Source organism: Amycolatopsis sp. NPDC048633 (genome assembly GCF_040650695.1).
In the GTDB taxonomy this organism is placed as follows: Bacteria; Actinomycetota; Actinomycetes; order Mycobacteriales; family Pseudonocardiaceae; genus Amycolatopsis.
Genome location: NZ_JBEZHS010000010.1, coordinates 108,441 through 134,340 on the forward strand (window position 1 = coordinate 108,441; position 25,900 = coordinate 134,340).

Below are 25,900 nucleotides of genomic sequence, written 5' to 3' on the forward strand. Positions count from 1 at the left end.
TGAGACCTCCAGTAATGTGGAGGTCAAGAAGAGTGCTACTTGTCACTCGGGCCGAGGATCGCCAGTTCGCAGTCGTGCTCGATCTTGTCCGCGTTCGGGGGCTGGGAGTCGCTCGAATACGTCCACGGCGACTCGTCGTTGTCCGGGGTCTCCACCACGTGCATGCCCTTGTCGTTCATGCACTGCACCCACTTGTGCATGTTGTCCTGGTACGCCGGGTTCTCGCGGTCCATGCCCCACGGCAGCAGCGGCAGCTTCGCCCGGCACGCGTCACCCGCGTCCTTGTGATCGGCGCTCCACTTCTCCGCGCCGGCGATGTTGTTCGGCTGCGTGTCGACGTCCGCGCCGTGGTCCTTCATGCACGAGCGCCACGGCTCGATCAGGCGCGTCGACTCCTCCGCCGTCTCGTCGACGCGGTGGCGGGGACGGCCGCCGTCCGCGTCCGTGGAAGGCGCGGCAGACGACGGCACCAAAACAGGCGTCGTGAGCGAAGCCACCTGCGGCGGCGCCGGCGGCGGGGACGAACACGCGGCCAAGCCGAGCAGCAGAACAAGACCAGCCAGGAGACGAAGTGCCATGCCGAAAGCATGACCGCTGCTTTTCAGGAACTCGTCAGCACACCGTGAGCGACTCATGCCAGCGCCTGCGTCGGCGGCATCCGCGCGGCGCGCAGCGACGGGTGCAGCCCCGCCAGCACGCCCACCACGAGCGCCCCGAAGACGCCGCCCGCCACCGCGGAGACCGGGATCACCGGCGGCCATCCCTGGTAGGTCGTGTAGCCCAGGGTGACCAGCACGCCCAGCACCGTTCCCGCGCACCCGCCGAGCCCCGACAGCGCGACGGCTTCGGTGAGGAACTGGTCGCGGATGTTCCCGCGCGTCGCGCCCAACGCTCGTCGCAAGCCGATTTCGCGACGGCGTTCCAGCACCGAGACGAACATCGTGTTGGCGACGCCGACCCCGCCGACCAGCAGCGCCACGCCCGCCAGCCCCAGGAACAGCGCGGAGAACGCCGTCTGCGTCGCCTGTTTCGCCGCCAGCGCGTCCGACGGCCGCGACACCTGCACCAAACCTGGCAACGAGGGGTTCAGCGTCGCCGGCAGGACCGCGCGAACGTCGGCGATCGCGTCCTCGCGCGCCTTCACGTACACGACCGTCGGGTGCCCGTCGAAGCCCAGGAACCGTTTCGCCGAGCCCCAGCCGACCAGCACCGCGCGTTCGACTTCCGGTTCCAGGGGCATCGGCGCGAGCACTCCGGTAACCGTGTACCAGGTCGTCCCGATCAGCACGACCGGTGGCGGCTGCCCCGGTACCACGCGCGGGATGCCGAGCCGGGACGCGGCGACGTAGCCGAGCGCCACCACGGGCAGGTCCGAAGCCTCGATGAACCTTCCTGATTGGACACTGCCGTTCAGGGCCGGCAGCAGGCCGGGTGACGCGGCCAGCACCGCGAGTCCCGAGCCGTCCTGCGGGTCGACGCGGTCGGACCGCCGGACGACCGCGTGCGTGTTCGCGACGGCCGCCGCCGTGGTCACCGGTCCGATCCGCCGGACGCTCCCGACCGCCGACTCCGGCAGCACCACCGGCGGCGTCTGGTTCGGCTGCGGTTCGGCGCGCAGCATGTTCGTGCCCAGCGCGGTCAGCTGGTCGAGCAGCGCGGCCTGGCTCGACGCCGGGATGCCGGTGACCACGATCAGCGTCGCGATGCCGAGCGAGATCCCCAACGCGGACAGCGCCGCCCGCAGCGGCCGGGTCCGGATACCCAGCAGGCCCACGCCGAGCACGTCGGCGGGCGTCACGCGGAGTCCCCGACGATGCGACCGTCGCGGAACTCGACGCGCCGGGGCAGCCCGGCCGCGATGTCCCGGTCGTGCGTGATGACCGCGATCGTCGTGCCCTCGGCGTGCAGCCCGGTCAGCAGGTCCAGCACGGCCTGGCCGTTCGCGGTGTCCAGCGCGCCGGTCGGCTCGTCGGCCAGCACCAGCGCCGGGTCGTTGACGACGGCGCGCGCGATCGCGACGCGCTGGCGTTCCCCGCCGGACAGCTCGTGCGGCCGGTGCGACACGCGGTGCGCGAGCCCGACCCGGCCCAGCGCGTCCAGCGCCAGCGGGCGACGGCGGCGGCGCGGCACCCCGGCGTACAGCAGCCCGGTGGCCACGTTGTCCACCGCGGACAGGCCGTCGGTGAGGTGGAACTGCTGGAACACGAACCCGAGCCGGCGCCCGCGCAGCGCGGACAGCTGCCGGTCGGACAACGTCGTGACGTCGTCGCCGCCGACCTCCACCGTGCCGGACGTCGCGCGGTCGAGCGTCCCGGCGATGTGCAGCAACGTCGACTTCCCGGATCCGGACGGCCCGACGATCGCCAGCAGTTCGCCGTCGGAAACGGTCAGTGTGACGTCGTCGAGCGCGACGACGTCGCCGGGATAGCGCTTGCTCACCCCGCGCAGGGCCAGTACCGGCGTCACGACGTCGTCACCACTTTCAGGCCTTCGGTGACCCCCGCGCCGCTGATCTCGACGAGGTCGCGCGCGAACATCCCGGTCTTGACGGCTTTCAGGGTTCCGCCCGGCAGCTGCACGGCGTACCCGCCTTCGCGCAACGCCAGCAGCGCGCCGACCGGCACCGCGAGCACACCCGCGTGCGTCTCGGTGGCGATCCGGACCTCCACCGACGCCGAATCGAGGTCGGCGACGGACTTCGGGTCGTCCGGGGTGACCGTGACGGTCACCTTGGGCGGCCCCTGCGGCCCGCCGTCCGGCGTTCCCGTCACGTCCGTGCTCACCGACGTCACCTTGGCCGGGACCGCCGTGCCGTCCGGCCGGACCACCGACACCGCGGCGCCGGTCTTGATCGCCGCGACGTCCGAAGCGGACACCGGCGCGGCGACCACCTTCGTCGTGGCGCTGACGGTGAGCAGCGGCTCCGCGACGGGGTCGCCGGGCTGCGCGGTCACCGAGTTGACCCGTACCGGCCCGGGCAGCACGACGACCTGCCCGACGTCCAGAACTCCCGTTTCCTCGAGGCCCGCCTTCTTCTGCCACTTCCTCAGGGTTTCGGCGAAGGTGAACGTCTTCGGGTGCCCGACCTTGAACCCCAGCGCGGCCAGGTTGGCGGCGACGACGGCGACGTCCGGACCGGTCAGGTCCGGGTTGTCGAGCTTGCGGAACAGCGGGGTGTCGCCGAAGAACACGGGGACTTGCCGGCCGTCCACTGAGTACAGTGCCTTGCCGCGCTGGGCGACGTCGCCGACGGCGGGCAGCTTCGTCACGGTCCCGGCACCCGTGCCCTTCACCGGTACCGGCGTCCCGAATCCCAGGGTGCCGGTGAACGACTGCGTGTTCGCCAGGTCGGTCTTCCGGACGGCGACGGTGGTCACGGCGGGCGGCGGCGCGGCCGGGGCGGCGGTCCCGCGCCCGTGGTCGACGACGAAGTACGCCGTCGCGCCCAGGACGGCCACCACGGCGACGACCGCCCACCGGCCACCCGATCGGGTAGTGCTCATGGCGTCACGCTCGCAGCGGAATGTCAGGGACCGGTCAGGAAACCGTGGTCTTCCCATAGCCGCGCTTATGCTCGGGATCATGTGCGCCCACATCGTGCTGGCCGAGGACGACGCCAAACAGGCGGAGCTCGTCCGGCGCTACCTCGAGCGGGAGAGCCACACCGTGGTCGTCGTCGGAGACGGCGCCGTCGCGCTGGACCTCGTCCGCCGGCACCCGCCGGACCTGCTCGTGCTCGACGTCATGCTGCCCGGGGTGGACGGCCTGGAAATCTGCCGGACGCTGCGCGCGGAGTCCGACCTGCCGGTGCTCATGCTCACCGCACGGTCCACAGAGGACGATCTGCTCGCCGGGCTCGACCTCGGCGCCGACGACTACGTCACCAAGCCGTTCAGCCCGCGCGAGCTGATGGCCCGGATCCGGACGCTGCTGCGGCGCGCGGCCCCGGCGCGCCCGGGTCAGGGCGGTGTCACGCGCGTCGGCACGCTGACCGTCGACCCGGTGCGGCACGAGGTGACCGTCGACGGCCGCGCGATCGACTGCACACCGGGTGAGTTCGGCTTGCTGGAGCTGATGGCGGCCCAGCCCGACCGGGTGTTCAGCCGCGGCCAGTTGCTGGAGCACCTGCACGGCTTCGACCGGTTCATCACCCAGCGCGCGATCGACGTGCACGTGATGAACCTGCGCAAGAAGATCGAGGCGCAGCCGCGGCGCCCGGCGCGGCTGCTCACCGTCTACGGCGTCGGCTACAAGCTGACCGCGGGTGCCGATGCGCCGTAGCCTCCTCCTGCGGTTGTTCGTGCTGTCCGCGCTGGTCGCGGTGGCCTCGATCGCCGCCACCGCGTGGCTCGCCGCGCGCACGACGTCCGGCGCCATCCAGCAGGAGCAGGGCCAGGCGCTGGCTGACGACGGGAACATCTACCGCGGGCTGCTGAAGTACGCCGCGACGCACCCGGACTGGCGCGACGTCGCCGACCAGCTGCGCGGCACCGCCGCGACCACCGGCCGCCGCATCGCGCTCACGCTGACCGACGGCACCCCGGTCGCCGACTCGGCCACCGACGGACGGCCGCTGCCGCTGCGGCCCTCGATCGTCGTCGACCCGCTGTCGGTCGACTCCGGGCTCGGCCAGGACACGACCGCCGACCGGATCGACCCGGACGCCGTCGGCCCGTACGCGTTGTCCGACGCCGACCGCGCGAACCTCGCCGCCGTCGCCGAGCGGGTGCTGCGGTGCGTGCAGGGCCGCTCGGGCGTCGGGACGGTCGAGACGTCGCCGGGCGGGCACCCGCGGATCGAGGGCGCCGACCCGTTCGTCCTGTCCTCCTGCAACGGCAGCGCGCTCAGCCGCCCGGCGAAGACCGAGCAGGCCGCGCTGGACCAGCTGTCCACGCTGGTCAACGCCTGCCTCAACCGCGGGCCCGAGGCGAAGCCACTGGCGCAGGTCCAGGTGCTGCTGGACTTCACCTGGGTGCGCAAGGGTGTGCAGAACGCCGAGTCCGAGCAGGCCGTGCAGTCGTGCCTGAACGCGGCGCGCCGGGAGCAGCTGACGCCGTACGTCGCGCCCGCCGCGTCGCTCTACCTCACCGCGCCGTCGGGCGAGCCGCCCGCGGGGTTCACGCTGTCGCCGGAGAACCAGGTCCGGCTCTTCCAGGTCGCCGGCGGGATCCTCCTGCTGACGCTGCTGGTCACGGCGTTCGCCGGGCTCCGGCTGATCCGCCCGCTGCGGGCCCTGACCGGCGCGGCGCAGCGGCTGGAGGCCGGCGAGACCGGCGCCCAGGTCAAGGTGCGCGGCCGCGACGAGATCGCCCGGCTCGGCACCGCGTTCAACGCCATGTCCGCCAGCCGCGAACGTCTCGAGGAGACCCGCAAGGCGATGGTCAGCGACATCGCGCACGAGCTGCGCACGCCGCTGAGCAACATCCGCGGCTGGCTGGAAGCGACCCAGGACGGCATCAGCCGGCTCGACGACGAGCTGGTCGACTCGCTGCTCGAAGAGGCCGTCCACCTGCAGCACATCGTCGACGACCTGCAGGACCTCGCCCTCGCCGACGCCGGCGCGCTGAGGCTGCACCCGGAGCCGGTCGACGCGGCGGCGTTGCTCTCCCAGGTCGTCGCGGCTTTCCGGCCGGCGGACGTGTCGCTGACGGTTTCGGTCGGGGCGCTGGAGCTGACCGCCGACCCGGTGCGGCTGCGGCAGGCCGTCGGCAACCTGGTGTCGAACGCCGTCCGGCACACCCCGGCCGGCGGCTCGGTGGAGGTGCGGGGGCGCCGGGACGGTGACGACGTCGTCATCGAGGTCGCCGACACCGGCGCCGGGATCGCGCCCGAGGACCTGCCGCACGTGTTCGACCGGTTCTGGCGGGCCGACAAGGCTCGCACCCGGGGGACCGGCGGCAGCGGCCTCGGCCTGGCGATCGTCCGCAAGCTCGCGGAAGCCCACGGCGGGACGGCGACGGCGGCCTCCGTGCCCGGTCAGGGCTCGACGTTCACGCTGCGGCTGCCGAGCGGTGCCAGTGGTCGTGAGTGAGAAACAGGGTTAGAACACGGTTTCTCACTCACGACTTGCGTTGCCCGAGGTGTGTCTGTCTACTGTGGACCGCTACCGATCAGGAGGCGACGCCGAGGTCGCGGATCAGCTTGGCCACGTGCCCGGTTGCGCGGACGTTGTAGAAGGCGTGGGCGATCTTGCCGCCGGCGTCGACGACGAAGGTCGAGCGGATCACGCCCAGGTAGGTCTTGCCGTAGTTCTTCTTCTCGCCGTACGCGCCCCAGGCTTCGATGACTGTCTTCTCCGGGTCGCCGAGCATCGGGAAGGTCAGCTTCTCGTTCTCGACGAACTTCGCGAGCTTCGCCTGCTTGTCCGGCGAGATGCCGATGACCTGGTAGCCGGCGTCGTTCAGCTCGGCGAGGTTGTCGCGGAAGTCGCAGGCCTGCTTGGTGCAGCCCGGGGTGCTCGCCGCCGGGTAGAAGTACACGACGACGGACTTGCCGCGGAAGTCGCGCAGCGAGACGTCCTTGCCCTCGCTGTCGGGCAGGGTGAAGTCCGGGGCTTCGTCGCCGGGGGAAAGTCGCTCGGTCATGGACCGAAGCCTAACGTCAGGCGGGACCGCAGTAGGTGACCGCGGCGGCCTCGGTCGCGCTCGGACGGATCTGCAGGCGCAGCTGCGTTGCTTCCTGCGGTACCGCGAAAGCCAGCGTGACGTGCACCGAGCGGCCCGGTGCCACGTCCTTGCCCGCGTCGGCGATGCCGGTGAACCCCTGGGTCGTGTCCACGACCTGCTTGACCGGCGTGCCCGAGGAGGTGGCGTTGACGGTGAGGCCCGAAAGCTTGTACGTCGTCGCGCCGTCGTTCGTCAGCAGGACGTCGAACGCCGCGCCGCGCGGGCTGCGCGGGTATGCCGACGCGCTGGGCTTGAACGACTCCGGTGAGCCGACCGAAATGGTGACACCGCTGGCGAACCGGTGGTCGGCGCCGAACTTGAGGTCGTTGCCCGCCTGCGCCGCGCTGGCGCCCGCTTGGCCGCCGCCCGCGCCGAGGGCCGCCGTGCCGTCCTGCGCCGAGGGGACCCCGCACGCCACCGCCAGGGAAAGCAGTCCTGTGGTGAACATGATCTTGCACGTGCGCGCGAGCGCCATCGCGGGTACTCCAGTCGGCGGGTCGGGGTTGCCGTTCGGCATCGGGGCGTGCCGGGCGAACCCGCTCCACTCTGGCCGTGATCGCGCGTGGTTACGAGCGGACACGGGGGGTTGTCGCGCACCTGGTGCCGCGCCGTGGCCAATCCGTGACCGGAAAGGCACGGGTGGTGACAATCACCCTCGATATGCCACTTAAACCGCGAGTGCGAACAGCAGGATGAAGATCGCCACGCCGACCACCCACGAGGCCATCAACCAGCCGAAATCGCGCACCGGATCGACCGCGCGGCTCTCTTCGCCGGGCACGTAGACGCCGCGTTCCTCGAACCAGTCGGCCCAGCGGGTGAACCAGCTCAACGGGTTTCGCGACGACATGCTTCACCTCCGGGCACCGGCTTCCCCGTCACAGTACGGGTACGGCCGTGCTCACCGGAAGGCGCGTGACCGCTCACCGCCCGTGACCCGACGTGCCACGGGCGGGTGAACTCCGACGTTGCTCGTGTAGATCTTCAGATGACTCCGTTGCGCTGCAGGATCGAGACCGCGCGGACCGTCGCGTAGCCGCTCCATTCGAGCTCCGCCGCGGGTGAATAGCTCGCGAAGTCGACCCGCCAGCCGCCGTCGTCGTGCTGCTCGCCGGCGAGCCGCTGCAGCTCCGCGTCGATCACGGCGTCCTTGAACAGCGCGCGGGCCGGGCGGTCCGGCAGCGGCGCGAAGTCCAGTGCGCGCAGGGTTTCCCCCTCCGAACCGCCGGCCACCGGGACCAGGCCGTCGGGCGAGACGAACGCCGCCAGCCGGTCCAGCAGCGCCGCGGCCTCCGGGTGGAGGTCGTGCGCGGCGTCCACGAAGCCCACCGCGAACGACAGCGCGATCGCGTGCGGGGCCTCGGTCAGGGCGCGGATTTCGCGGAAGCAGTACTCCGTCGCCGCGGCGAGCCACGGGTGTTCGCGCACCGCCGGGTCGTGGCGGGCGACGCGCAGGGCGGCACTGGTGGCGAACGCCGTGCTCTGCAGTGCGGCCTGCGCCGGGTCGGCCTGGACCCAGAACGGCGCGCAGCCCGCCGGGTCCGCCACGGGCAGGGCGAAGGGGAGACCGCCGTCCGGCGTGGAAACCGACGCGAGCCAGTCGCAGAGCCGGGCCGCGTGCGGGGTGGTGACCGGCCCGATGTCCTCGAACACCTCGAAGGCGTGGAGGGCGCCGCCGGGCTGGCTCTCGGGCGCGCGCAGGTCGGGCTCGAGGCCCCAGCCGTAGCCCCCGTCGGGGTTGCGGTAGCCGTCGACGGCGGCCAGCACGGCATCGGCGTCGGTTTCGCCGCGGAGCAGCTCGAAGCGGCGTCGGTCGAGGAGCCGGGCGTGCGTCGCCATGAACGACGCCGCCGTGGAAAGGTTCACAGCCATGCGCTCAGCGTCGCATCGGCGGCCCTGCGGGTCTTGAACGGATCGGACCTCACGGCAGCCGCGGCCCGGCCGGGGCGGCGGCCGCGCGCAGCCGCGCCGCGTCCTGGCCGGGCGGGGCGCCGAACAGGCGGCGGTACTCGCGGTTGAACTGCGACGGGCTGTCGTAGCCGACGAGGTGCCCGATGCCCGCGACGTCGCCCGCGTCGGCCAGCAGCAGCGAGCGGGCCTCCTGCAGGCGGATGCGCTTCTGGAACTGCAGCGGGCTCATCGCGGTGACCGCGCGGAAGTGCCGGTGGAACGCCGACGGGCTCATCCCGCTCAGCCTCGCGAGCTCGTCGATCCGCATCGGTTCGGCGTGGTTCTCGCGGATCCACCGGATCGCGCGGCCGACGTGCGCCAGCCCGCTGTCGGCCAGGCCGATCTGCCGGACCAAGCCGCCGTGCGGGCCGGTCAGCAGCCGCCAGAGGATCTCCCGCTCGATCAGCGGGGCGAGCACGGGCGCGTCGGCGGGGTGATCGAGCAGCCGCACCAGCCGGACGACGGCGTCGAGCAGCTCGGGCCCGGCGTCCCCGGTCGCGATCGGCGACGGCGGCGGCGTGCGCGAGAACCGGCCGGGCGGGGCTTCGAGCAGCAGCGGAGCGATGGCCGCGGGCCGCAGCGCCAGGCCCACGCCGAGCGCCGGCGTCTCCGGCGTCGCGCCGACGAAGTGGCCGGTCACCGGCAGATCGGTGCTGACCAGCAGGTACTGCCCGGCGCGGTACTCGTGCACCTGCTCGCCGAGCAGCAGGCGCTTGCCGCCCTGGGCCATCACGACCAGGAGTGGTTCCGCCAGCGAGTGATGCGGCTCGCTGGTGTCCACTTCGGACAGCAGCAGACCCGGGATCGGCGTGCGCAGGTCGGCGCGCGCATGGGAGGCGACGAGGTCGCGGAGCTCGGTCAGCACTCTTCGAGGAAAGCACGTCTGTTTGCCCATGGCAATCCAAGTCGCGAGGATCGTGCAAGAGTCCGCGGCGATCGATCTACCGCTGTGCTGGTGGTTCGCGGTTTCCTGGTGGTGGTCAATCCGACACCTGAGGAGAGTTTCATGTCACTCGACCACTACGTCACCCTCGGCCGCTCCGGGCTCCGCGTCAGCCCGTTCGCGCTCGGCGCGATGACCTTCGGCGAGGATCCCGGCGGCGCCGGCTGCAGCGTCGAAGAGTCCGAGAAGATCCTCGCGACTTACCTCGACCACGGCGGGAACTTCGTCGACACGGCCAACTTCTACACGAACGGCCACTCGGAGAAGATCCTCGGCGACTTCTTCGCGGCGCGGCCGGGCCTGCGCTCGCACGTGGTGCTCGCGTCGAAGTTCTTCGGCAACATGCACCCGGGCGACCCCAACGGCGGCGGCGCGGGGCGCGCGTCGATCATCGCCCAGCTCGACGAGTCCCTCCGGCGGCTGCGGACCGACCACCTCGACCTGTACTGGCTGCACAACTGGGACCGCCACACGCCGATCGAGGAGACCATGCGGACCCTCGACGACCTCGTCCGCGCGGGCAAGATCCGCTACGTCGGCTTCTCGAACACCCCGGCGTGGGTCACGGCGCAGGCCCAGACGACGGCGCTGCTGCGGGGCTGGACGCCGTTGGTCGCGCTGCAGGTGGAGTACTCGCTGCTGGCGCGGACGGTGGAGGGGGAGCTGGCGCCGTTCGCGCGTGACCAGGGTATCGCGCTGACGCCGTGGAGCCCGCTGAAGAACGGCTTCCTGTCGGGCAAGTACCGGCGCGACTCCGCGGCTCCGGACTCCGCCCGCACGGCTTTCGTGGGCGGTCCTTCGGAGGAGGAGTACGCCGTCATCGACGTGGTCGCTTCGATCGCTTCGGCGCTGGACACGACGTCCGCGGCGGTTTCCCTGGCGTGGCTGCGTGCCCGGCCGGGCACGGTGGTCCCGATCGTCGGCGCCCGGCGGCTGGAGCACCTGACCGGCAACCTCGCGGGGCTGGAGGTGACGCTTTCCCACCAGGATCTCGCCCGGCTGGACGAGGTCTCCGCGCCGACGCTGGACTACCCGGCCCCGATGCACGGTGCCCAGCGCGCGATGCTGCAGTTCGCGGGCACGACGGTCGACGGCGAACCGTCCACTGTGTACCCGCCGCTGCTGCAGAGCGACGTGCGCTACTGACCTCGTACGCGGGCGAGGACCTCGTCGAGGCCGCGTCTCGTGGGGATGTCCCGCATGGTGGCCCGGAACTGCTCGTTGATGCCGCCGGGCGTCATGTGCTTGGCGGCGAGCTCCTCGAGGGTGCCGTCGTGGCGGGCGAGAGTGCGGCCGAGCTCGCCGTAGACGTGGGCGATGTAGGCGTCGGCGTCCTCGGGGGCGACGCCGTGCTCGGCCATCCAGCCCGCGATGGCGGCGAGCTGGCCGAGGTGCGCGGCGAAGGTGGCGGTCGCGGCGCTGAAGGTGGCGAGGGTCGTTTCGTCCGCCGGGACGACGACGTCGCCGACGCTTTCGAACAGAGCCCGGGCGTCGGCGTCGTCGGGGTACATCGCGGTGCGGCCGGCCCGGCGGCTCGTGGTCGGCAGCGGGATGGACCGGACGATCCGCGTGGCCGGTGCGACCCAGTCCGCGAGCCGGTCCAGGGGCACGGCGGCGACGGCGCTCACGACGACGTGCTCCGGCCGGAAGGTGAGTTCCGCCAGCACTTCCGCGACGACCTGCGGGCGCACGGCGATGACGACGGTGACCGCGCGGTCGAGCACTTCCTGGTTGCCGGCACACACCCGCACGTTCGGGAACCGCGCGGCGAGCTCGTGGGCGATGTCGTGGTTGCGCGGGGAGAGGAAGACGGCGGGCGGCGCGGGAACGTCCGCGCTGAGGCCTTCGACGATGGCGGCGGTGATCTCGCCGGTGCCCACGAACCCGTACGACTGCATGGCGAACCCTAACCTCGGAACGTCCGCCGGTAGGTGTCCGGGGGTACGCCGACCGTGCGGTTGAAGTGCCGGCGCAACGTCGTCGCCGTGCCCATGCCGACTGCCGCCGCGATCGTGTCGACTCCCGCGTCCGTTTTCTCCAGCAGTTCCTGGGCCCGGCGGATCCGCTGGACCAGCAGCCACTGCAGCGGCGTCGTGCCTGTTGCCGCGTGGAAGTGGCGAGTCAGGTGGCGGGCGCTCACCTTCGCCTGCTTGGCCAGGTCCTCCACCGTCAGCGGCTGGTCGAGCCGGGCCGTGATCCACGGGAGGAGCGCGGAGAGGGGGTGGTCGTCGCGGGCGGGGACCGGGGCCGACACGTACTGGGCCTGGCCGCCCGCCCGGTGCGGGGGCACCACCAGGCGACGGGCGACCGCGTTGGCGGCGGCCGGGCCGTGGTCGGCGCGGACGAGGTGCAGGCACAGGTCCATCGCCGCGGCCTTGCCCGCCGACGTCAGCACGCTGCCGTTGTCCACGTACAGCACGTGCGGATCCACCGTCACCTGCGGGAACCGGGCGGCGAGGACGTCGGTGTGCGCCCAGTGCGTCGTCGCGCGGAGGCCGTCCAGGAGGCCGGCCGCGGCCAGTACGAAGGCCCCCGTGCAGAGGGACGCCACCCGCGCGCCGGCCGCGTGGGCCGCCTGCACGGCCTCGATCAGATCGGCCGGCGGGTCCGTGCTGACGTCGGCCCAGCCCGGCACGATGACCGTCCCGGCGCGCGTGAGCCGGTCGAAGCCGTGGTCGGGTTCGAGGAGGAAGCGACCGACCCGCACCGGGCCCGAGCCGCAGACGGCGAAGTCGTACCGCGGGTCCTCGCCGAACACCTCGGACGCGATCGTCAGCTCGAACGACAGCATCCCGTCGGTGGCGGCCAGCGCGACTGTGTGCATGTCCGAAAGTGTACGCATCCCGTCGTTCCGGACACTGGTACCGCCGGCAAACGGTCACGAAGATGGGTGCATGACTTCAGTATTGGTATACGGCGCCTACGGGCACACAGGGCGGTTCGTGGTGGCTGAGCTGCGCAGACGCGGCTTCGAGCCGATCCTTTCCGGCCGCGACGCGGCCAAGCTGCCGGGCGGACGGCCGGCCTCAGTCGACGACCCGGCATCGCTCGACCGAGCGCTGGAAGGCGTCGCGGCGGTGATCAACTGCGCGGGCCCGTTCGCCGCAACAGCGATCCCGGTGGTCGAAGCAGCAGTCCGCGCCGGCGTCCCGTACGTGGACGTCGCGGCCGAGATCGAGGCGAACCTCGACACGTTCGCGCTGGAGGTGGACAGCGTGGTGGTGCCGGCAATGGCGTTCTTCGGCGGTCTGGGCGACCTGATGGCGACGGCGGCGATGGGCGACCTGCCGGAGGCCGACGAGATCCACGTGGCGTACGCCCTGAGCAGCTGGCACCCAACGGCAGGCACTCTCTCAGCCGGCCGAGTAAGCCGCGAACGCCGCAACGGCCAGCGAGTCCGCTACGCGAACGGCACGCTGGAGCACCGAGACGACGCCCTGCCAACACTCGACTGGACGTTCCCGGCACCCCTGGGCCCACAGCCGGTCTTCGGGGAGTTCTCGATGGCCGACATAGTGACGATCCCACGCCACCTGAAGGTGCCCAGCGTGACGAGCTACATGACGGCCAACGCGGCAAAGGACCTGTTCGCAGGTGGCAAGCGCGACTCGGCCGAAAGTTTCGTAGTCGACGTAGTAGTCCGCGCAGGCGACGAAGAACGCCGAATCACCGCGCGAGGCGAAGACATCTACGCGGTCAGCGCACCCCTGGCGGTGGAGGCGGTGGACCGAATCCTGACCGGCCGCACAAGGACAAAGGGAGGAGTGGCCTCACCAGGAGAGATGTTCGACGCACCAGACTTCCTGGAGGCACTGGCCCCGCACATCAAGATCGACCGCACCTAACCACGCGGCCACCGGCGGCCGAAGAACCCAAGGCGACCACGACGGGGGTCCGGGGGCGGAGCCCGCCGGGCGGGGTCTGGGGGTTGCACCCCCAGAAGCTATGAAGGAGCGACGAGCCCGGCGGAAGGCGCGGAGCGCCGAGCAGGGATTGGAGCGGGTGGGCCCGGAGAGACTCGAACTCTCACTGGCACGGACCTAAACCGTGTGCCTCTGCCAATTGGGCTACGGGCCCCCAGCAGTCGGAAGCGTAGCGTGCGGCGTGGCCCGTGCGGCGGCGGTGGGGCGGTCGACTAGGTTGGGGCTCGGTAGTCACTGCGGCGAGGAGGACACGTGGCCCGCGATCCCGAGACGATCGAGCGTGAGATCGAGCAGGCCAGGACGGCTTTGGCGGCGACGCTCGACCAGTTGACCGTCAAGGCCGACCCGAAGAAGCTCGCGGATGCGGCGAAGAACGGTTTGCGCGCCAAGCTGGACAATCCGAAGGTCAAGTACCCGCTGATCGGCGGGGGTCTCCTCGTGCTGGTTCTGCTGGTGCGCAAGCTGCTCAAGTAGGGCTAGGCGCGGGCCTCGGCCGCTTTCTCGGCGGCGGGGGCCGGCTCGGCTGCCGGCTTGCTTTCCTCGACTGCCTTGGGGAGTTGCTTGCTAGGCGGCAGCGCGGGCTTCTTCTCCTGAACCGGTGCTGGCGCCGGAGCCGCTGTCGGAGTCGGAGCCGCCGGCACGATCGCGTCCGGGGCCTTCTCGGTGGTCTGCTGCTTCGGCACGCTGCCGGGCGGCGGGACCTCGAGCGGCGGCAGCTTCGGGAGCGTCAGCCGGGCGGTCATGTACGCGCTGGTGAAGTCCAGTGCACTGCCGTTGATCAGGTGCACGACGGTTGTCCTGCCCTCGCCGGCGAGTTCCTCCACCAGCTGGTCGGCCCGGTCGCGCGCGGCGATGATGCCGGGTGCGCGGGCGGTCAGCTCCTTGCCGTGGCCGCTGACCGTGATCGCCCAGTCGGCGTCCTCTTGGATGTACGTCGCCGTGATCGCTTCCACCATCTGCCTCACGCCCCTCTCCCTCACCACCATGCTTTACACAACCGTGACGCGGCTACCGCATTCCCATGACGCAGTTTTCGGGGGAGATGCGGGGGCGCGCCCCCTCTCGGTCGTGAAAGTCCAGCTCACTTCATACCTTGTCTTCAGCACCGTAGAGCAACTCTGTGTCACACGACACGACAGCGCTGAGTAACAGCCGAACGGCCTAATGCACGAGCAGGTTACCGTGCACGGCTCCGCAGACCGCTCCACAGCACGTCCATGGCGTATTCGGTGGCCATTTCGGGGCTCATCTCATCGTGTCGCTCGCACCAGATCGCGAGCCGCTCGCAGGCTCCGACGACGAATTCCGCGGCCGCTTCGGCTCGCAAGTCGTCGCCACTGTCGAAGTAGCCGCTCATCAGCGCGGCGATCAGGTCGGTCTGCTGGCGCCGGGTCTCCTCGACCTCGTCGGCGGCCGGCGTGCCGATCAGGGCCATTTCGTGGCGCAGCAGCGACCACGCCTCGCGCCGTTCCCGGATGAAGACGAAGAAGGCCAGCAGTCCGCGGCGCAGCGCGTCCTCGGCGGTGGCCGCGCCGACCATCGCCTGTTCGGTGACCTCGCGCAGGATCGACCGTGACTCGCGGATGCAGGCCAGCAGCAGGCCTTCCTTCGAGTTGAAGTACTCGTAGAGCATCGGCTTCGAGACGCCCACCAGCTCGGCGATCTCGTCCATGGACGCCGCCGCGTAGCCGCGCGCCGAAAACACCTGCTCGGCGACCTCGATCATCTGCCGCATCCGCTCGGCCCGGGGCATGCGCTTGCGCTTCGCGGTGGTCACGGGGACACTCTACCGGTAGTAACCTACTCTGAGTAAGATGGACGACGGGTAACAGGCAAACAGGCAGCCGGGAGGCGCGATGGGCAACCGCACGGAGACCGGGGTCGTCATCGTCGGGACCGGGTTCTCCGGTCTCGGCATGGCGATCCAGCTGCGCAAGGAGGGGCGGGACGACTTCGTCATCCTCGAGAAGGCGGACGACGTCGGCGGCACCTGGCGGGACAACAGCTACCCCGGCTGCGCCTGCGACATCCCGTCGCACATGTACTCGTTCTCCTTCGAGCAGAACCCGGGCTGGTCGCGGGCGTACTCGCCGCAGCCGGAGATCTGGCGGTACATGCGCGAGGTCGCCGACAAGTACGACCTGCGCCGCTTCGTCCGCTTCGGTCAGGAGATGACCGGCGCCCGCTGGGACGGCGACGAGAACCGCTGGCACGTCGCCACGAGGGGCGGCGACGAGTTCGTGGCGGGCGCGCTGGTCGCCGGGGTCGGCGCGCTGCACCTGCCGATGGTCCCGGAGCTACCGGGGATCGAGAACTTCGCCGGTCCGGCGTTCCACTCCGCGCGGTGGCGCCACGACGTCGACCTCGCCGGCAAGAAGGTCGCCGTCATCGGGACCGGCGCGAGCGCGGTCCAGTTCGTGCCGAAGATCGCGCCCGAGGTGGGGGAGCTGACGCTGTTCCAGCGCACGCCGCCGTGGATCATGCCGAAGGCCGACCACGAGATGTCCGGGCGCACGCGCGCGCTGTTCAAGGCGTTCCCGCCGGCCCAGCGCGCCTACCGGAACGTCCTGTACTGGCTGCTCGAAGCCCGCGCGATCGGCTTCAACGGCCAGTCCTGGGTGATGAAGCTCGGCCAGCGCCTGGCCAAGCGCAACATCGACCGCGCGATCACCGACCCGGCGCTGCGGCGCAAGGTCACGCCGGACTACACCATGGGCTGCAAGCGCGTGCTCATCTCCAACGACTACTACCCGGCGCTGGCGCGGGACAACGTCGACGTCGTCACCGACGGCGTCAAGGAGGTCCGGGAGCACAGCGTCGTGGACGCCGCGGGGGTCGAGCACGAGGCCGACGTCATCGTCTACGGCACCGGCTTCCACGTCACCGACGCCTTCGACGACCTGGAGATCGTCGGGCGCGACGGACGCAACCTGGGCAAGGAGTGGGCGACCGAGGGGATGCGGACGCACCTCGGGATCACCGTCGCCGGCTTCCCGAACCTGTTCTTCCTGCTCGGCCCGAACACCGGCCTCGGCCACAACTCCGTGGTGTTCATGATCGAGGCCCAGATCTCCTACGTCGCCGAGGCGCTGCGGCTGGCCCGCGGGAAGGCCATCGAGCCGAAGCCCGAGGTGCAGGAGCGGTTCAACGGCGACATCCAGCGCAAGCTGGCGAAGGGCATCTGGACGCGCGGCGGCTGCAAGAGCTGGTACCTGGACGCGAAGGGCGTCAACCGGACGATCTGGCCGGGCTTCACCTGGCGGTACTGGCTGGACACGCGGAAGGTCCGGCGCGAGGACTTCCTGGTCGGCTGACCCGGGCGGCCCCACCGGCGGAGGAGGCCGGTGGGGCCGCGGGGGATCAGCGGGAGACGTAGCGGCGGAGGCGGCCGATCAGGTCCACGGTCGGCAGCCCGCACAGCTCGGCCATGCGCTCCAGCGCCGGCAGGTCGAGCGCGACCTCGGCGGCGCCGTGCTCGCCGGCCTGGCGCAGCCGGTCCTCGGCCCAGCGGCGCAGCGGAAGGAGCTCGGCGGAGGCGTCGGCGACGACCTTGCGCAGGTCGACGCGGACCCGGCCGGGCTCGTCGACGAACACCCGGCGGTGCACCTTGGCCAGCAGGTCCTGGGGCAGCTCGTCCATCGCGACGCACAGCTCGACCAGGCGCACCACGGAACACTGTCTGGTGCCCAGTTCGTAGGTGGCCAGCGTCTGCAGCGAAATCTCACTCTGCAGGTGCTGGTTCAGCTCCTTGCGCGTCCACCCTCGGCTGCGCCTGAGCTTGCGGAGCTCGTCCCCGAGTATCCGCTGATAGTCCTCAGCGTCGATCAGCACATCAATGTCCCCTGCCGTGCTCCTCCACGGCACCCGCACGGACGTGACAACTTCCGTGCGCGTGCACCCTCACGTGTATGTAAGTGCGCAGGCAGCCGCGCATTACGCGGATTCAGGCATGTCTTTGATACCGATTGCGCGAGTTAGGCCGAACGGGTTAACGGCGGATGGCCGTACCGTGCAAATTGCAGACATCGTGACTCAGTTGACGCAGGGAACGCCCTCGGCCGTGATGGGTTTGTCCTCGTCGGCGACCGGCGGCGGGGCGGGGGCCTGCGACGTCGGGCCCGCGGCCGCACCGGAGCCGGCGCTCGCACCCGCGCTCGTGCCTTCGTAGTCCGAGCCGAGGAACACCATCACGTGCCCCGTCTTGACGCTCTTGTCCTCCTGGATCGTCGGCGAGCCGCCGAGCGCGTCCGCGACCGCCTGGCCCTGGTCCTTGCCGCCCTTCGGCACCCAGATCACCGTGGTCTTGCGCGACGTCGCGTTCGCCGTGTCGCCGGAGGAGAAGCCCTTGTCCTCGAGGGTCTTGGCGACGCTCGCGGCCAGGCCGGTCTTGCCGGAGGCGTTGCGGACGTCGACCGTCGTCGCCTTGTTCGCGGGGTCGGCCTGCTCGGCCGGCGGCGCGGTCTGACCCGGCTGCGGCCCGGCGAGGCTCTGCACGAACTGCTTCACCTCGGACGGGTCGACCTGGATGGCCGAGCCGTCTTCGGGGGTCTTGTAGTCGATGTTCTTCACCGGGATGGTGCGGAACTCGAGCTGGCCGCCGGTCAGGCCCTTCATCTGCTGGGCGAACCCGAAGATGTCCCAGTTCTGGTTGAGCACGACCGACTTCTTGATCGCGTCGATCAGGTCGCTGAGCTTGCCCGGGTTGGTCAGCGTGCCGGCCGAGAGCACCTTGCGGGCCATGCCGGCCATGAACACCTGCTGGCGGACGACCCGGTCGAGGTCACCGTTCGGCAGGCCGTGGCGCTGGCGGACGAACTCGAGCGCCTCGACCCCCGAGATCGTGTGCTGGCCCTTGGTGAAGTTCGCGCCGGAGTACTGGTCCTTGACGTTGTTGTTCAGGCAGACGTCGACGCCGCCGACGGCCTTGGTGATGTCGCTGAAGCCGAGCAGGTTCACCGCGGCGTAGTTGTCGATGGTCGACCCGGTGAGCTTCTCGACGGTCTGGATCAGCTCCTTCGCGCCGGCCTGGTTGGCCTGGACGTCGAGCTGCTTGGGGTCGGTCACGCCCTGCTTCTGCAGGTCCTTGCGGGCCTGCAGCATCGCCCTGGCGTAGGCGGAGTTGATCTTGTGCTTGCCGTAGCCGGGGATGTCGACGTAGGAGTCGCGCGGCAGCGACATCGCGACGGCCTTGCTGCCGTCGTTCGGGATGTGCACGAAGATCAGCGAGTCGGTGTTGAGCTCGCCGTCGGCCTCGCCGGCCCGCAGCTCGTCGAGCACCTCGCGCGAGAGCGGGTTGCCCTGGGCGTCGGTGCGGCTGTCGAGGCCGACCAGCAGGATGTCGCGGGCGCCGTCGGCGGGCTTTTCGCCACCGCCGCCGTCACTGATCACGTTCGCGTAGTTCAGCCCGTTGACCAGGCCCTGCATGGCGGCCCACGCGTACCCGGTCAGGCCCATCACCAGCAGCGACACGACGGCCATCGCGATCTTCGCGCCGCGGAAGGAGTTGCGGCGGGTCGGCCGCGACTGGGGGCGGCGGGGCGGTGGGGCGCCGCGGCGCGCGTCCACCGGCTCACGGCGAGGTGCCGGACGGCGCGGTGGCGGGGTGCCGCGCCGCGCGTCGGCCCGTCCTGGCTCGTCCTGCCAGGGCCGAGCGGGGCGGCGGTCGCCTTGCCCGTTCCGAGGCGGGTGATCCACGCGGGCGACTCCTCACTGCTTCGATCGGTCGTGCTAGGGGTTGGGACGCATGGTGCCTCCCCCTGGTTGCCGTAGCGTTACACATCCCCCCGCGAATGTGGCACGCACCACCCAGTTTCCCGCATGTCCGCCGGTTTCGCCTGGTCAGGACGTCGCGTTCGCCGGTCTGCGGGCCGGCAGCAGGGTGCCCGCCGTCGCGAGCAGGGCGAACCCGGCCGTCGCCGCGTGCAGGGAGACGCCGAGGAGCTCGGACGTGCCGCCGCCGTCGGCGAACAGGAGCGAGGGCGCGCAGGCGAGCGCCGTGGTGAGCCAGGTGCCGGTCGCCGCGCCTGCGCCGAGCCGGATCGTGTGCAGCAGGAACACCCCGAGCAGCAGGTGCACCAGGCTCTGGATCGGGTCGAGCCGCAAGCCCAGCAGATCGGCGTCGGCGGCCACCCCGCCGAAGCGGGTGAGCGCGAAGCCGAACACGCCGAGCGTCGCGTAGCCGATGCCGAAGCCGGCCGCGGCCCTGGTCAGCAGCACCGTGCGGCGGCCGGGGAGCTCGGCCGCGCGGGGCCGCCGGACGCCGTGGGCGTGCCGCTCGAACCACCAGAAGACCAGGGTCGCGGGCACCGCGAGCAGCCCGACCGCGACCAGCGTGCGCGGCCGGACCAGCCAGCTCAGCCCGTCGGCGATCCGGCCGGGGAGGTAGACGACGGCGACGAGCAGCAGCATCCCGGCGAGGAACGCCAGGTAGAGGCTCATCGGCGCGCGCAGGACGAACCGGCACGCGGCGGCGACGCGGGGCCGGTCGCCCAGCCGCGTCAGCGGACCGGCCAGGAGCCCGAGCACGCCGAGCTGGACCAGGCCGAGCAGCAGCACGCCCCACGGCGGGGCCGAGAACGCCGCCGGGGCGCCCGGGCTGCCGAGCAGGACGGGTGGCCCGTCCCGCAGGACACTCGCCACGGCGAGGCCCGCGACCCCGGCCGCGGCGGCCGCGGCGAGCAGACGTCGCGTCGGGCGAACGCCGTCCGCGTGCGCGAAGGCGAGTTGCTGGGCGAGGAGCGCGAGGGCGAACGTCGCCGCGTAGCGCGGCAACGGCGAACCGGTCGTGTTCGCGGCGACTTCACCGGCGACGACCAGTGCCAGCAGGCCGGCCGCCGCGGCCACCGGGGCCCGGCGGTGCAGGGTCAGCAGCGGGGGCGCGCAGACGATCGTCAGCAGGTAGACGCCGAGCAGCCAGAGCGGGTGCAGCGCGATCCGCATGACCGTCGCGGTCGTCCCGGCCGGGCTGCCGAGGAGCTCGAGCGCGAGCGGCGTCAAGAGGGCGACGACCGCGAAGATCAGCGCCGGGCGCAGCAGCGGGCTGGCGCGTTCGGCCAGGTAGTGGCGGTAGCCGCCGCCCTCGGCCTGTTCGGTGCGCCAGCCGGCCGCGTTGGCGTGGCCGCCGGCGAAGAAGATCAGCGGGACGAGCTGGGCGAGCCAGGTCAGCGGCCAGAGCGACGTCTCGGGCGCGCCGGCCCAGTGCGCGAGCGCCGTCACCGACTCGCCGACGAGCAGGAGGACGACGCCGCCCGCGCCGAGCAGCGCCCACCGGCTGACCGACGCCGGGACGGCGGTGGCCACCGGCACCCGCGGCTCGCGGCGGGCGCGCAGCCAGCCGCGCAGCCGGACCACCAAAAGGCAGGCGATGACGAGCACGCCGGCGACCATCGGGCCGATCGGGTCGCCGACCGGCGGGCCCCAGCGCTGGTGCCACGAGTTGACGACCAGGCCGGCCGAGTAGAGGGACGCGACGATCCGGCAGGTGCCCGCGGAGTCCATCGGGTTGAGGTCGCAGGCGTGGTGCATGTCCGTCGAGAGCCGGTTGTCCAGGGCTTCGCGGACCTCGGGGCCGAGTGGGTGGCCCTTGCGGTCGGCGTAGCGCAGCAGGTCGTAGCCGAGGTCGTGGGACTTGCACGGCACGGCGTAGTCCCACTTCGTGTTGTCGTCGCCCCAGGGCGTCGAGCAGCCGCCGTCGACGTGGACGGCGCGGACCGTGCCGTCGCGGGCGGGCATCGCGCCGGGGGTGACGCCGCTGAGCGCGGTGAAGTCCTTCGGCAGCCGCGCGAGGGCGTCGGGGTGCGCACCCGGGTGGACCAGCGCCTCGATGGCGTTCTGCGCGGCGAGCACGTCCCCGGTGGGCGGGCCCTGGTCCGGCGGGGCCGGCGGGCGCGAGGCGATCAGGCCGAAGGCGAACACGACCAGGAGGACCAGCAGCAGCCAGCCGGACGTCGACCAGGGTCGGCGGACACGAGACGGCTCGGTCGGGGCTGGCATGGGTTCAAGGGTGCCAGCCCCGCCACGGCGGCGACACCGGGATAACCCCCGAGCCGGTTCTGCCCGATCGGGTGGCGCGGGGGTCTGCCCCTTCTTACGTTCCGCGGCGGGGTTTCGGCCGTGACACTGGGCGTGGGGGTGCGGCGGACCAGGAGGGCGTGCGGTGGGCTCGACCGATCCGGGCGGCGTGCGGCCCGCCGTGCCCGTGGAGAACGTGGTGTGCGCGTTGCGCCGGCTCGCGCCGGGGGCTGCTTTGCGTTTGCTTTCCCCGGAGCTGGGGGTGCTTGCTTCCGCGTTGCGTGAGTGCTCGCCTTCGGAGCTGGCTGTCCGTTGTCCCTCGGAGGTCGCGCGGGTCGTGCTGGCCGCGCAGCTGCGGGCGCTCGACCGGACGATGACGGGGTTGTTCGGTCCGGAGGTGCTTCGTCCGGAGGTGGCCCGCCTGGTCCGGGCTTCGCGGTACAGCGGAAGGTGGCGCGGCGCGCTGCTCGACCGGCTGAGGGCGGAGCCGGGCCTGCGGGCGGCGGCGCTGGGCTGGGCGGAGGCCGTCGGTGGCCGGCTCCTTTTCGACGAGCTGCGCGGAGTGCCTCCGGCCCCCGACGGCGAGGACGGGCGGCGGGCGGCGGAGCTGGTGGTGGTTGCGCTGCTGCCGCGGCCGGAGGCCGGTGAGGGTGGCCGGGAGGTCCTGGCCCCGCGGTTCGAGGCCGGCAGTGGCTTCCTCGACGTCCGCTCGGTGCGGGTCGGCGAGAGCGGGTTCCGGGTCGACGTCCGGGCCGACCCGCCGGTCGAGCTCGGGCGCGATGGCGCGAACCTCACCCTGCGGGCGCTGTGGTGGAACGGCCTCGGCCGGGTGAGCGACGACCTCGGTCACGAGTACCTCATCCTGGCGAAGGACCCGGACGGCACCGGGCTCGTCCGCCACTGGTGCCACCCCCGCCCGGCGCCGGGCGCCCGCGTGCTGCGGCTGGAGTCGGCCGGTTATCGCGGCGAGCGCCTGCGGCTCGACCCGGCGGCGCCCGGGACCTCCGCCGAGGTGCTGGTGAAGCGGGAGCTCACGGTCCGGCTGGGCGCCTGAGCAGTCCTTACGGCTCCGCCGGAGCCGGGAGCCCGCCTCCCGGGGTGTCCGGGGCGAAACACACCTGGTCCCGCCCGTTCTCCTTCGCCAAGTACACCGCCGCGTCCGCCGACTGCAGCAACCGCTCCAGCGTGTCTCCGTGGCGCGGATGGCGGGCCACCCCGATCGACGTGGTCCGGTCGGCGATCGTTGCCGGGTCGCCGCGCTTGTCCGTTGTCACGATATGCAACTTGGCAATCGCAATACGTATCCGCTCGGCCGCGTCCCAGGTCGACTCTTCGTCGATGTCCGGGAGCAGAATGAGGAATTCCTCACCGCCGAAACGGCCGACCAAGTCGCTCGGCCGAGTCACTTCGTCGAGGGTTTGCGCAACCGTCCGGAGCACGTCGTCGCCCGCCGGATGTCCATAGGTGTCGTTAATCCACTTGAAGTGGTCGAGATCGACCATCAGGAGCGCCAGTTGATCACCCGATCGAGCGGTCCGTTCCAGTGCTCGCTCGGCCGACTCCGACCAGCCGCGCATGTTGAGAATCCCGGTTTTCGGGTCCGTCCGGACGTCGTTCTGGAGCTGGTCGAGTTCCGCGAGGCGATTGAAGACCACGGTGACCACGGCCATCACCGCCACCATCGGCGGCACGGCGGCGAGCAGGATCGCGGTCACCGCGCCCAGGCCGATGGTGATCGCTTCGAGCGTGTTGTCGGCGGGGCTGCCGAGGACGTTACGAACCGTGCGTCCGGCGGGGGATCCGAGCAGCAGGACCCCGCCCACGTACGCGATCTGGATGGCCTCGTAGATGGCCCCAGTGAGGACGATCGTGCCGAACTCGCGGAGGAAGCCGCCCCAGTCCGGCGGCCCCAGCAGGTGGGGTCCCAGCGACGTGTAGGTGACGTGCGCGAGCGTGGCCGCGAGGCCGTGCGTGATCGACGAGAAAACGAAGTTGTGGGCCGGCCGCCGGGCGATGAACCAGTGCTGCGCCCGGATCACCGCGATCACGAACAGAATGAGCGGTATCGGCAGGATCATCGCGGCGGAAAACGTCCAGACGGCGGTGAGGTCGATCAGGACCGTTTTGGTCCGGTTTCGCCGTCGTTCTTCCTGACGCTGCGTCAGCTGAATGTGCACGGTGGCACCCGCCGCGAGAATCGCGAAATTGATCCAGTCGTTTCCGGACGGAATCGGCGAGCGCGCGAACGCGACGGCGAGAATCGCGACCGCGACGGCTTCGGCCACGAGCATGAAGGCGACCTGCACCGGCCGGCGGCGCCACAGGGCCCAGTTGCGCGGCCGGTAGGGGTGGCCGGTGCGGGCGGTCGCGAGTGGACCACCGGTCGTAGTCACTGGTCCGTCCGTGGTCACGCCCGGTTCGGCCGGGTCATGGGCGGTAGCCTCGTCGGTGTCGGCCTTCCGCGGCGGCGGCGCGTCCGCCGCGCCCGGGTCGCCGTCCGGTCCTGGATGCAATTGGTCACCTCCTTTCCGGCGTAGTCGCCGACCTGAGTAATCTCATCGGTACCTGGCAGAGTGTTCACGCATTCCCCGGCCGGGTACCATCCCACAGGAACGGAACCGCCGAGGCCCCGGAGGAACTGCCGGGAACGCGGCGCAAAAGGTTCTGCGAGACTCTCCCCGCCCGGAGGTGGCCCCCATGCGCAACCGCGACTTCTGAACCACCCGCGAATTGTCGCCCACGACGTCCGCGAATGCCATTCATGATCTTGCACGCACGGAGAGGTGGCACCCGATGGCCAACCGTGACTGGTGATCCGTCCCCGGGAGAACCCGTTCCCCGCTCATGACGGCCGTCGCTCCGGTTCCGCACCGCCGACCCGGCGCCAGGACAGCGCGACCGGCACGGCCAGCAGCAGTCCCACCGCCCCCGCGAGCGCGATCGTCGTGTGCGCGGACCCGAGCCATTGCGCGACCAGCCCGCCGATGCCGACGCCCACGCCCTGGGCCACCCGCAGCCCGGTCCGGTAGAGCCCGCCGGCGCTGCCCCGGATGTCGTTGGGCACCCACGTGATGAACGTGGCCGACACCGTGATGACATACGCGCCCGTCGCCCCGGCCAGCGCGAGCAGGACCAGCGCGAACGCCAGGTTCGGCTGCAGCGCGAACGCCGCCAGCGCGGCCAGCGGCAACGCGGCCAGCACGCCCAGCAGCCGCCGTCGGTGCTCCGTCGAGACGAACCGCGAAAGCAGGAACGTCCCGACGACGAAGCCCAGCGGATCGGCCGCCAGCAGCCAGCCCACCGCCGCCTCGCCCGCGTCCAGCTGTGCGGCGAGCGGCGCGGCGAGGCCCTCCGGGATCACCGCGAGGCCGACGAGCCACGACAGGTAGAGCAGCACGCGGAGCCGTTCGTCGCCGAAAACCTGCCGGACGGCGCCGAACCAGGGGGCGCCGCCGTCCCCCGCGGCCGGTCGCCGCAGGACCATCAGCCGCACGGCGACGGCGGCGACCAGGAACGTCGCCGCGTCGATCGCCAGCGCCCACGACGTGCCGAGGCCGGTCACCAGCAGGCCGCCGGCCGCGAGCCCGGCCAGCATCGCCGTGTTGTTCGTGATCCCGCGCAGGTCCTGGCTCTGCAGGTAGACGTCGTCGTCGGCGAAGATCTCCCGGCCGAGCGCGTTCTGCGCCGCGTTGCCCGGCGCGTTGGCCAGCCGGGCGAAGACGAAGAGGACGAACAGCCAGCCCATCGGCATCCCGGGCACGGCCATCAGCCCGATCAGCACGGCCTGGGCGAACGAGCCGGTCACCAGCACCGCGCGCCGCGGGAACCGGTCCGCGAGCTGGGACAACCCGAGCCCGCCGGCCAGCGCGGGCAGGAACGTCAGCGAGTAGACGACGGCCGAGAGCAGCGGCGACCCGGTCCGGTCGAAGATCAGGATGGCCAGCGCGACGATGGTCAGCTGGTCGCCGAGCATCGACTGCGTCTCGGCGAACCACAGCGCGCGGAACTCCCGGTTGGCCAGGACGGCCCGGAGCCGGGGCTTCGCGCGCGTCGTCACCTCGTAACCACCGTCCCCCGATCGAGTGAACATGGACCGTCCGCATTGTGCCTCGCCAGTGACGACCCCGTCCGGGGGAGTCACGGTCGGCCACCCGGAAGCACTCACAGTATGCCGCCGACTACGCGCCGGTGTCCCCGGAACGCGCGTCCCCGCTCCCTTCGGAACCGATCGGGTTACCTGCGGCGATGAGGGGCCGGGATTGGCCGTGACCGGCGCGCGGGTACCTCCGGACTGATCGAACCGGATTCGCTCGGCGCAGAGCGGCGGCCGCTCGTCGTCGCGACGCTGCCCCACTGGACCGAATGGGCCAAGACTGGACGCAGAGCCGGCCGGGGTGGACGGACCGCGC

General features: G+C 71.6%; 25 protein-coding genes and 1 tRNA gene. 7 read left to right on the forward strand and 19 right to left on the reverse strand.

Annotated features, from left to right (window positions below):
* Positions 1 to 35 precede the first annotated feature (35 nt).
* The 4 genes from AB0C38_RS20175 to AB0C38_RS20190 are packed head-to-tail and all read right to left on the reverse strand — an operon-like array spanning position 36 to position 3,503.
* Positions 36 to 578 carry a hypothetical protein gene (locus AB0C38_RS20175; protein ID WP_360675261.1) on the reverse strand — a complete coding sequence of 181 codons (543 nt, stop codon included), beginning with the start codon at positions 576 to 578 and terminating at the stop codon, positions 36 to 38.
* A gap of 53 nt (positions 579 to 631) precedes the next feature.
* Positions 632 to 1,798 carry an ABC transporter permease gene (locus AB0C38_RS20180; protein ID WP_360675264.1) on the reverse strand — a complete coding sequence of 389 codons (1,167 nt, stop codon included), beginning with the start codon at positions 1,796 to 1,798 and terminating at the stop codon, positions 632 to 634.
* Positions 1,795 to 2,466 carry an ABC transporter ATP-binding protein gene (locus tag AB0C38_RS20185; RefSeq protein WP_360675267.1) on the reverse strand — a complete coding sequence of 224 codons (672 nt, stop codon included), beginning with the start codon at positions 2,464 to 2,466 and terminating at the stop codon, positions 1,795 to 1,797. Before AB0C38_RS20185 ends, AB0C38_RS20180 begins: the two co-directional genes overlap by 4 nt.
* Positions 2,463 to 3,503, reverse strand: coding sequence for a peptidoglycan-binding protein (locus AB0C38_RS20190; RefSeq protein ID WP_360675269.1), 1,041 nt, complete (start codon positions 3,501 to 3,503; stop codon positions 2,463 to 2,465). The genes AB0C38_RS20185 and AB0C38_RS20190 overlap by 4 nt, the downstream gene beginning before the upstream one ends.
* 79 nt (positions 3,504 to 3,582) lie before the next feature.
* Here AB0C38_RS20190 and AB0C38_RS20195 point away from each other — a divergent pair, with 79 nt between their 5' ends.
* Together AB0C38_RS20195 and AB0C38_RS20200 are read left to right on the forward strand one after the other, a co-directional pair.
* Positions 3,583 to 4,281, forward strand: a complete 699-nt coding sequence (locus tag AB0C38_RS20195) for a response regulator transcription factor (protein WP_360675272.1) — start codon at positions 3,583 to 3,585, stop codon at positions 4,279 to 4,281.
* Entirely contained in the window at positions 4,271 to 6,031 is a 1,761-nt protein-coding gene (locus AB0C38_RS20200; protein ID WP_360675617.1) for an ATP-binding protein, read from the forward strand. The genes AB0C38_RS20195 and AB0C38_RS20200 overlap by 11 nt, the downstream gene beginning before the upstream one ends.
* A 79-nt stretch (positions 6,032 to 6,110) precedes the next feature.
* Here the strand turns inward: AB0C38_RS20200 and bcp are convergent, their stop codons facing one another.
* From bcp to AB0C38_RS20225, 5 genes are all read right to left on the reverse strand, one after another.
* The gene (bcp, locus tag AB0C38_RS20205; protein WP_360675275.1) at positions 6,111 to 6,584 is read right to left on the reverse strand and encodes a thioredoxin-dependent thiol peroxidase; all 474 of its coding nucleotides are present in this window, start codon (positions 6,582 to 6,584) and stop codon (positions 6,111 to 6,113) included.
* Between the two features lie 16 nt (positions 6,585 to 6,600).
* Positions 6,601 to 7,140, reverse strand: coding sequence for a hypothetical protein (locus AB0C38_RS20210; RefSeq protein ID WP_360675278.1), 540 nt, complete (start codon positions 7,138 to 7,140; stop codon positions 6,601 to 6,603).
* Between the two features lie 192 nt (positions 7,141 to 7,332).
* The gene (locus tag AB0C38_RS20215) at positions 7,333 to 7,515 is read right to left on the reverse strand and encodes a hypothetical protein (protein ID WP_155541342.1); all 183 of its coding nucleotides are present in this window, start codon (positions 7,513 to 7,515) and stop codon (positions 7,333 to 7,335) included.
* Between the two features lie 134 nt (positions 7,516 to 7,649).
* Positions 7,650 to 8,537, reverse strand: coding sequence for a hypothetical protein (locus tag AB0C38_RS20220; protein ID WP_360675281.1), 888 nt, complete (start codon positions 8,535 to 8,537; stop codon positions 7,650 to 7,652).
* Between the two features lie 49 nt (positions 8,538 to 8,586).
* On the reverse strand, positions 8,587 to 9,480 hold the full coding sequence (locus tag AB0C38_RS20225) for an AraC family transcriptional regulator (protein ID WP_360675285.1): 894 nt from the start codon (positions 9,478 to 9,480) through the stop codon (positions 8,587 to 8,589).
* 141 nt (positions 9,481 to 9,621) lie between these two features.
* On the opposite strand from AB0C38_RS20225, the gene AB0C38_RS20230 reads away from it, so the two are divergent.
* On the forward strand, positions 9,622 to 10,704 hold the full coding sequence (locus AB0C38_RS20230) for an aldo/keto reductase (protein WP_360675288.1): 1,083 nt from the start codon (positions 9,622 to 9,624) through the stop codon (positions 10,702 to 10,704).
* Here AB0C38_RS20230 and AB0C38_RS20235 read toward each other — a convergent pair.
* Positions 10,698 to 11,456 (reverse strand): NAD(P)-binding domain-containing protein, encoded by a 759-nt coding sequence (locus tag AB0C38_RS20235; protein WP_360675291.1) that lies wholly within the window; start codon positions 11,454 to 11,456, stop codon positions 10,698 to 10,700. The genes AB0C38_RS20230 and AB0C38_RS20235 overlap by 7 nt on opposite strands.
* A gap of 8 nt (positions 11,457 to 11,464) precedes the next feature.
* Positions 11,465 to 12,382 (reverse strand): helix-turn-helix domain-containing protein, encoded by a 918-nt coding sequence (locus tag AB0C38_RS20240; protein ID WP_360675294.1) that lies wholly within the window; start codon positions 12,380 to 12,382, stop codon positions 11,465 to 11,467.
* Positions 12,383 to 12,452: 70 nt separating this feature from the next.
* On the opposite strand from AB0C38_RS20240, the gene AB0C38_RS20245 reads away from it, so the two are divergent.
* Complete coding sequence (locus tag AB0C38_RS20245; protein WP_360675297.1) at positions 12,453 to 13,403, forward strand: saccharopine dehydrogenase NADP-binding domain-containing protein; 951 nt, start codon at positions 12,453 to 12,455, stop codon at positions 13,401 to 13,403.
* Positions 13,404 to 13,561: 158 nt separating this feature from the next.
* Here AB0C38_RS20245 and AB0C38_RS20250 read toward each other — a convergent pair.
* Positions 13,562 to 13,635 (reverse strand) — tRNA-Leu (locus tag AB0C38_RS20250).
* Positions 13,636 to 13,733: 98 nt separating this feature from the next.
* On the opposite strand from AB0C38_RS20250, the gene AB0C38_RS20255 reads away from it, so the two are divergent.
* Positions 13,734 to 13,955 (forward strand): DUF3618 domain-containing protein, encoded by a 222-nt coding sequence (locus tag AB0C38_RS20255; protein WP_360675300.1) that lies wholly within the window; start codon positions 13,734 to 13,736, stop codon positions 13,953 to 13,955.
* 2 nt (positions 13,956 to 13,957) lie between these two features.
* On the opposite strand, the gene AB0C38_RS20260 is transcribed toward AB0C38_RS20255, so the two are convergent.
* On the reverse strand, positions 13,958 to 14,437 hold the full coding sequence (locus AB0C38_RS20260; RefSeq protein WP_360675620.1) for a hypothetical protein: 480 nt from the start codon (positions 14,435 to 14,437) through the stop codon (positions 13,958 to 13,960).
* A gap of 221 nt (positions 14,438 to 14,658) precedes the next feature.
* Positions 14,659 to 15,216, reverse strand: coding sequence for a helix-turn-helix domain-containing protein (locus AB0C38_RS20265; RefSeq protein ID WP_360675623.1), 558 nt, complete (start codon positions 15,214 to 15,216; stop codon positions 14,659 to 14,661).
* Positions 15,217 to 15,337: 121 nt separating this feature from the next.
* Between AB0C38_RS20265 and AB0C38_RS20270 the strand changes: the two genes are divergently transcribed.
* A complete protein-coding gene (locus AB0C38_RS20270) occupies positions 15,338 to 16,795 on the forward strand; it encodes an NAD(P)/FAD-dependent oxidoreductase (protein ID WP_360675303.1) in 1,458 nt (485 codons plus the stop codon).
* Between the two features lie 46 nt (positions 16,796 to 16,841).
* On the opposite strand, the gene AB0C38_RS20275 is transcribed toward AB0C38_RS20270, so the two are convergent.
* From AB0C38_RS20275 to AB0C38_RS20285, 3 genes are all read right to left on the reverse strand, one after another.
* Entirely contained in the window at positions 16,842 to 17,312 is a 471-nt protein-coding gene (locus tag AB0C38_RS20275; protein ID WP_286002468.1) for a helix-turn-helix domain-containing protein, read from the reverse strand.
* A gap of 201 nt (positions 17,313 to 17,513) precedes the next feature.
* The gene (locus AB0C38_RS20280; RefSeq protein ID WP_360675626.1) at positions 17,514 to 18,935 is read right to left on the reverse strand and encodes an LCP family protein; all 1,422 of its coding nucleotides are present in this window, start codon (positions 18,933 to 18,935) and stop codon (positions 17,514 to 17,516) included.
* A 384-nt stretch (positions 18,936 to 19,319) separates the two neighbouring features.
* Entirely contained in the window at positions 19,320 to 21,473 is a 2,154-nt protein-coding gene (locus AB0C38_RS20285) for a phospholipase (protein ID WP_360675307.1), read from the reverse strand.
* A gap of 163 nt (positions 21,474 to 21,636) precedes the next feature.
* Here AB0C38_RS20285 and AB0C38_RS20290 point away from each other — a divergent pair, with 163 nt between their 5' ends.
* On the forward strand, positions 21,637 to 22,545 hold the full coding sequence (locus tag AB0C38_RS20290) for a hypothetical protein (protein ID WP_360675310.1): 909 nt from the start codon (positions 21,637 to 21,639) through the stop codon (positions 22,543 to 22,545).
* A 7-nt stretch (positions 22,546 to 22,552) separates the two neighbouring features.
* Here AB0C38_RS20290 and AB0C38_RS20295 read toward each other — a convergent pair whose 3' ends face one another.
* Positions 22,553 to 24,004: a GGDEF domain-containing protein gene (locus AB0C38_RS20295; protein ID WP_360675313.1), complete on the reverse strand. Its 1,452-nt coding sequence runs from the start codon at positions 24,002 to 24,004 to the stop codon at positions 22,553 to 22,555.
* 329 nt (positions 24,005 to 24,333) lie between these two features.
* Positions 24,334 to 25,581 (reverse strand): MFS transporter, encoded by a 1,248-nt coding sequence (locus tag AB0C38_RS20300; protein ID WP_360675316.1) that lies wholly within the window; start codon positions 25,579 to 25,581, stop codon positions 24,334 to 24,336.
* Between the last annotated feature and the right edge of the window lie 319 nt (positions 25,582 to 25,900).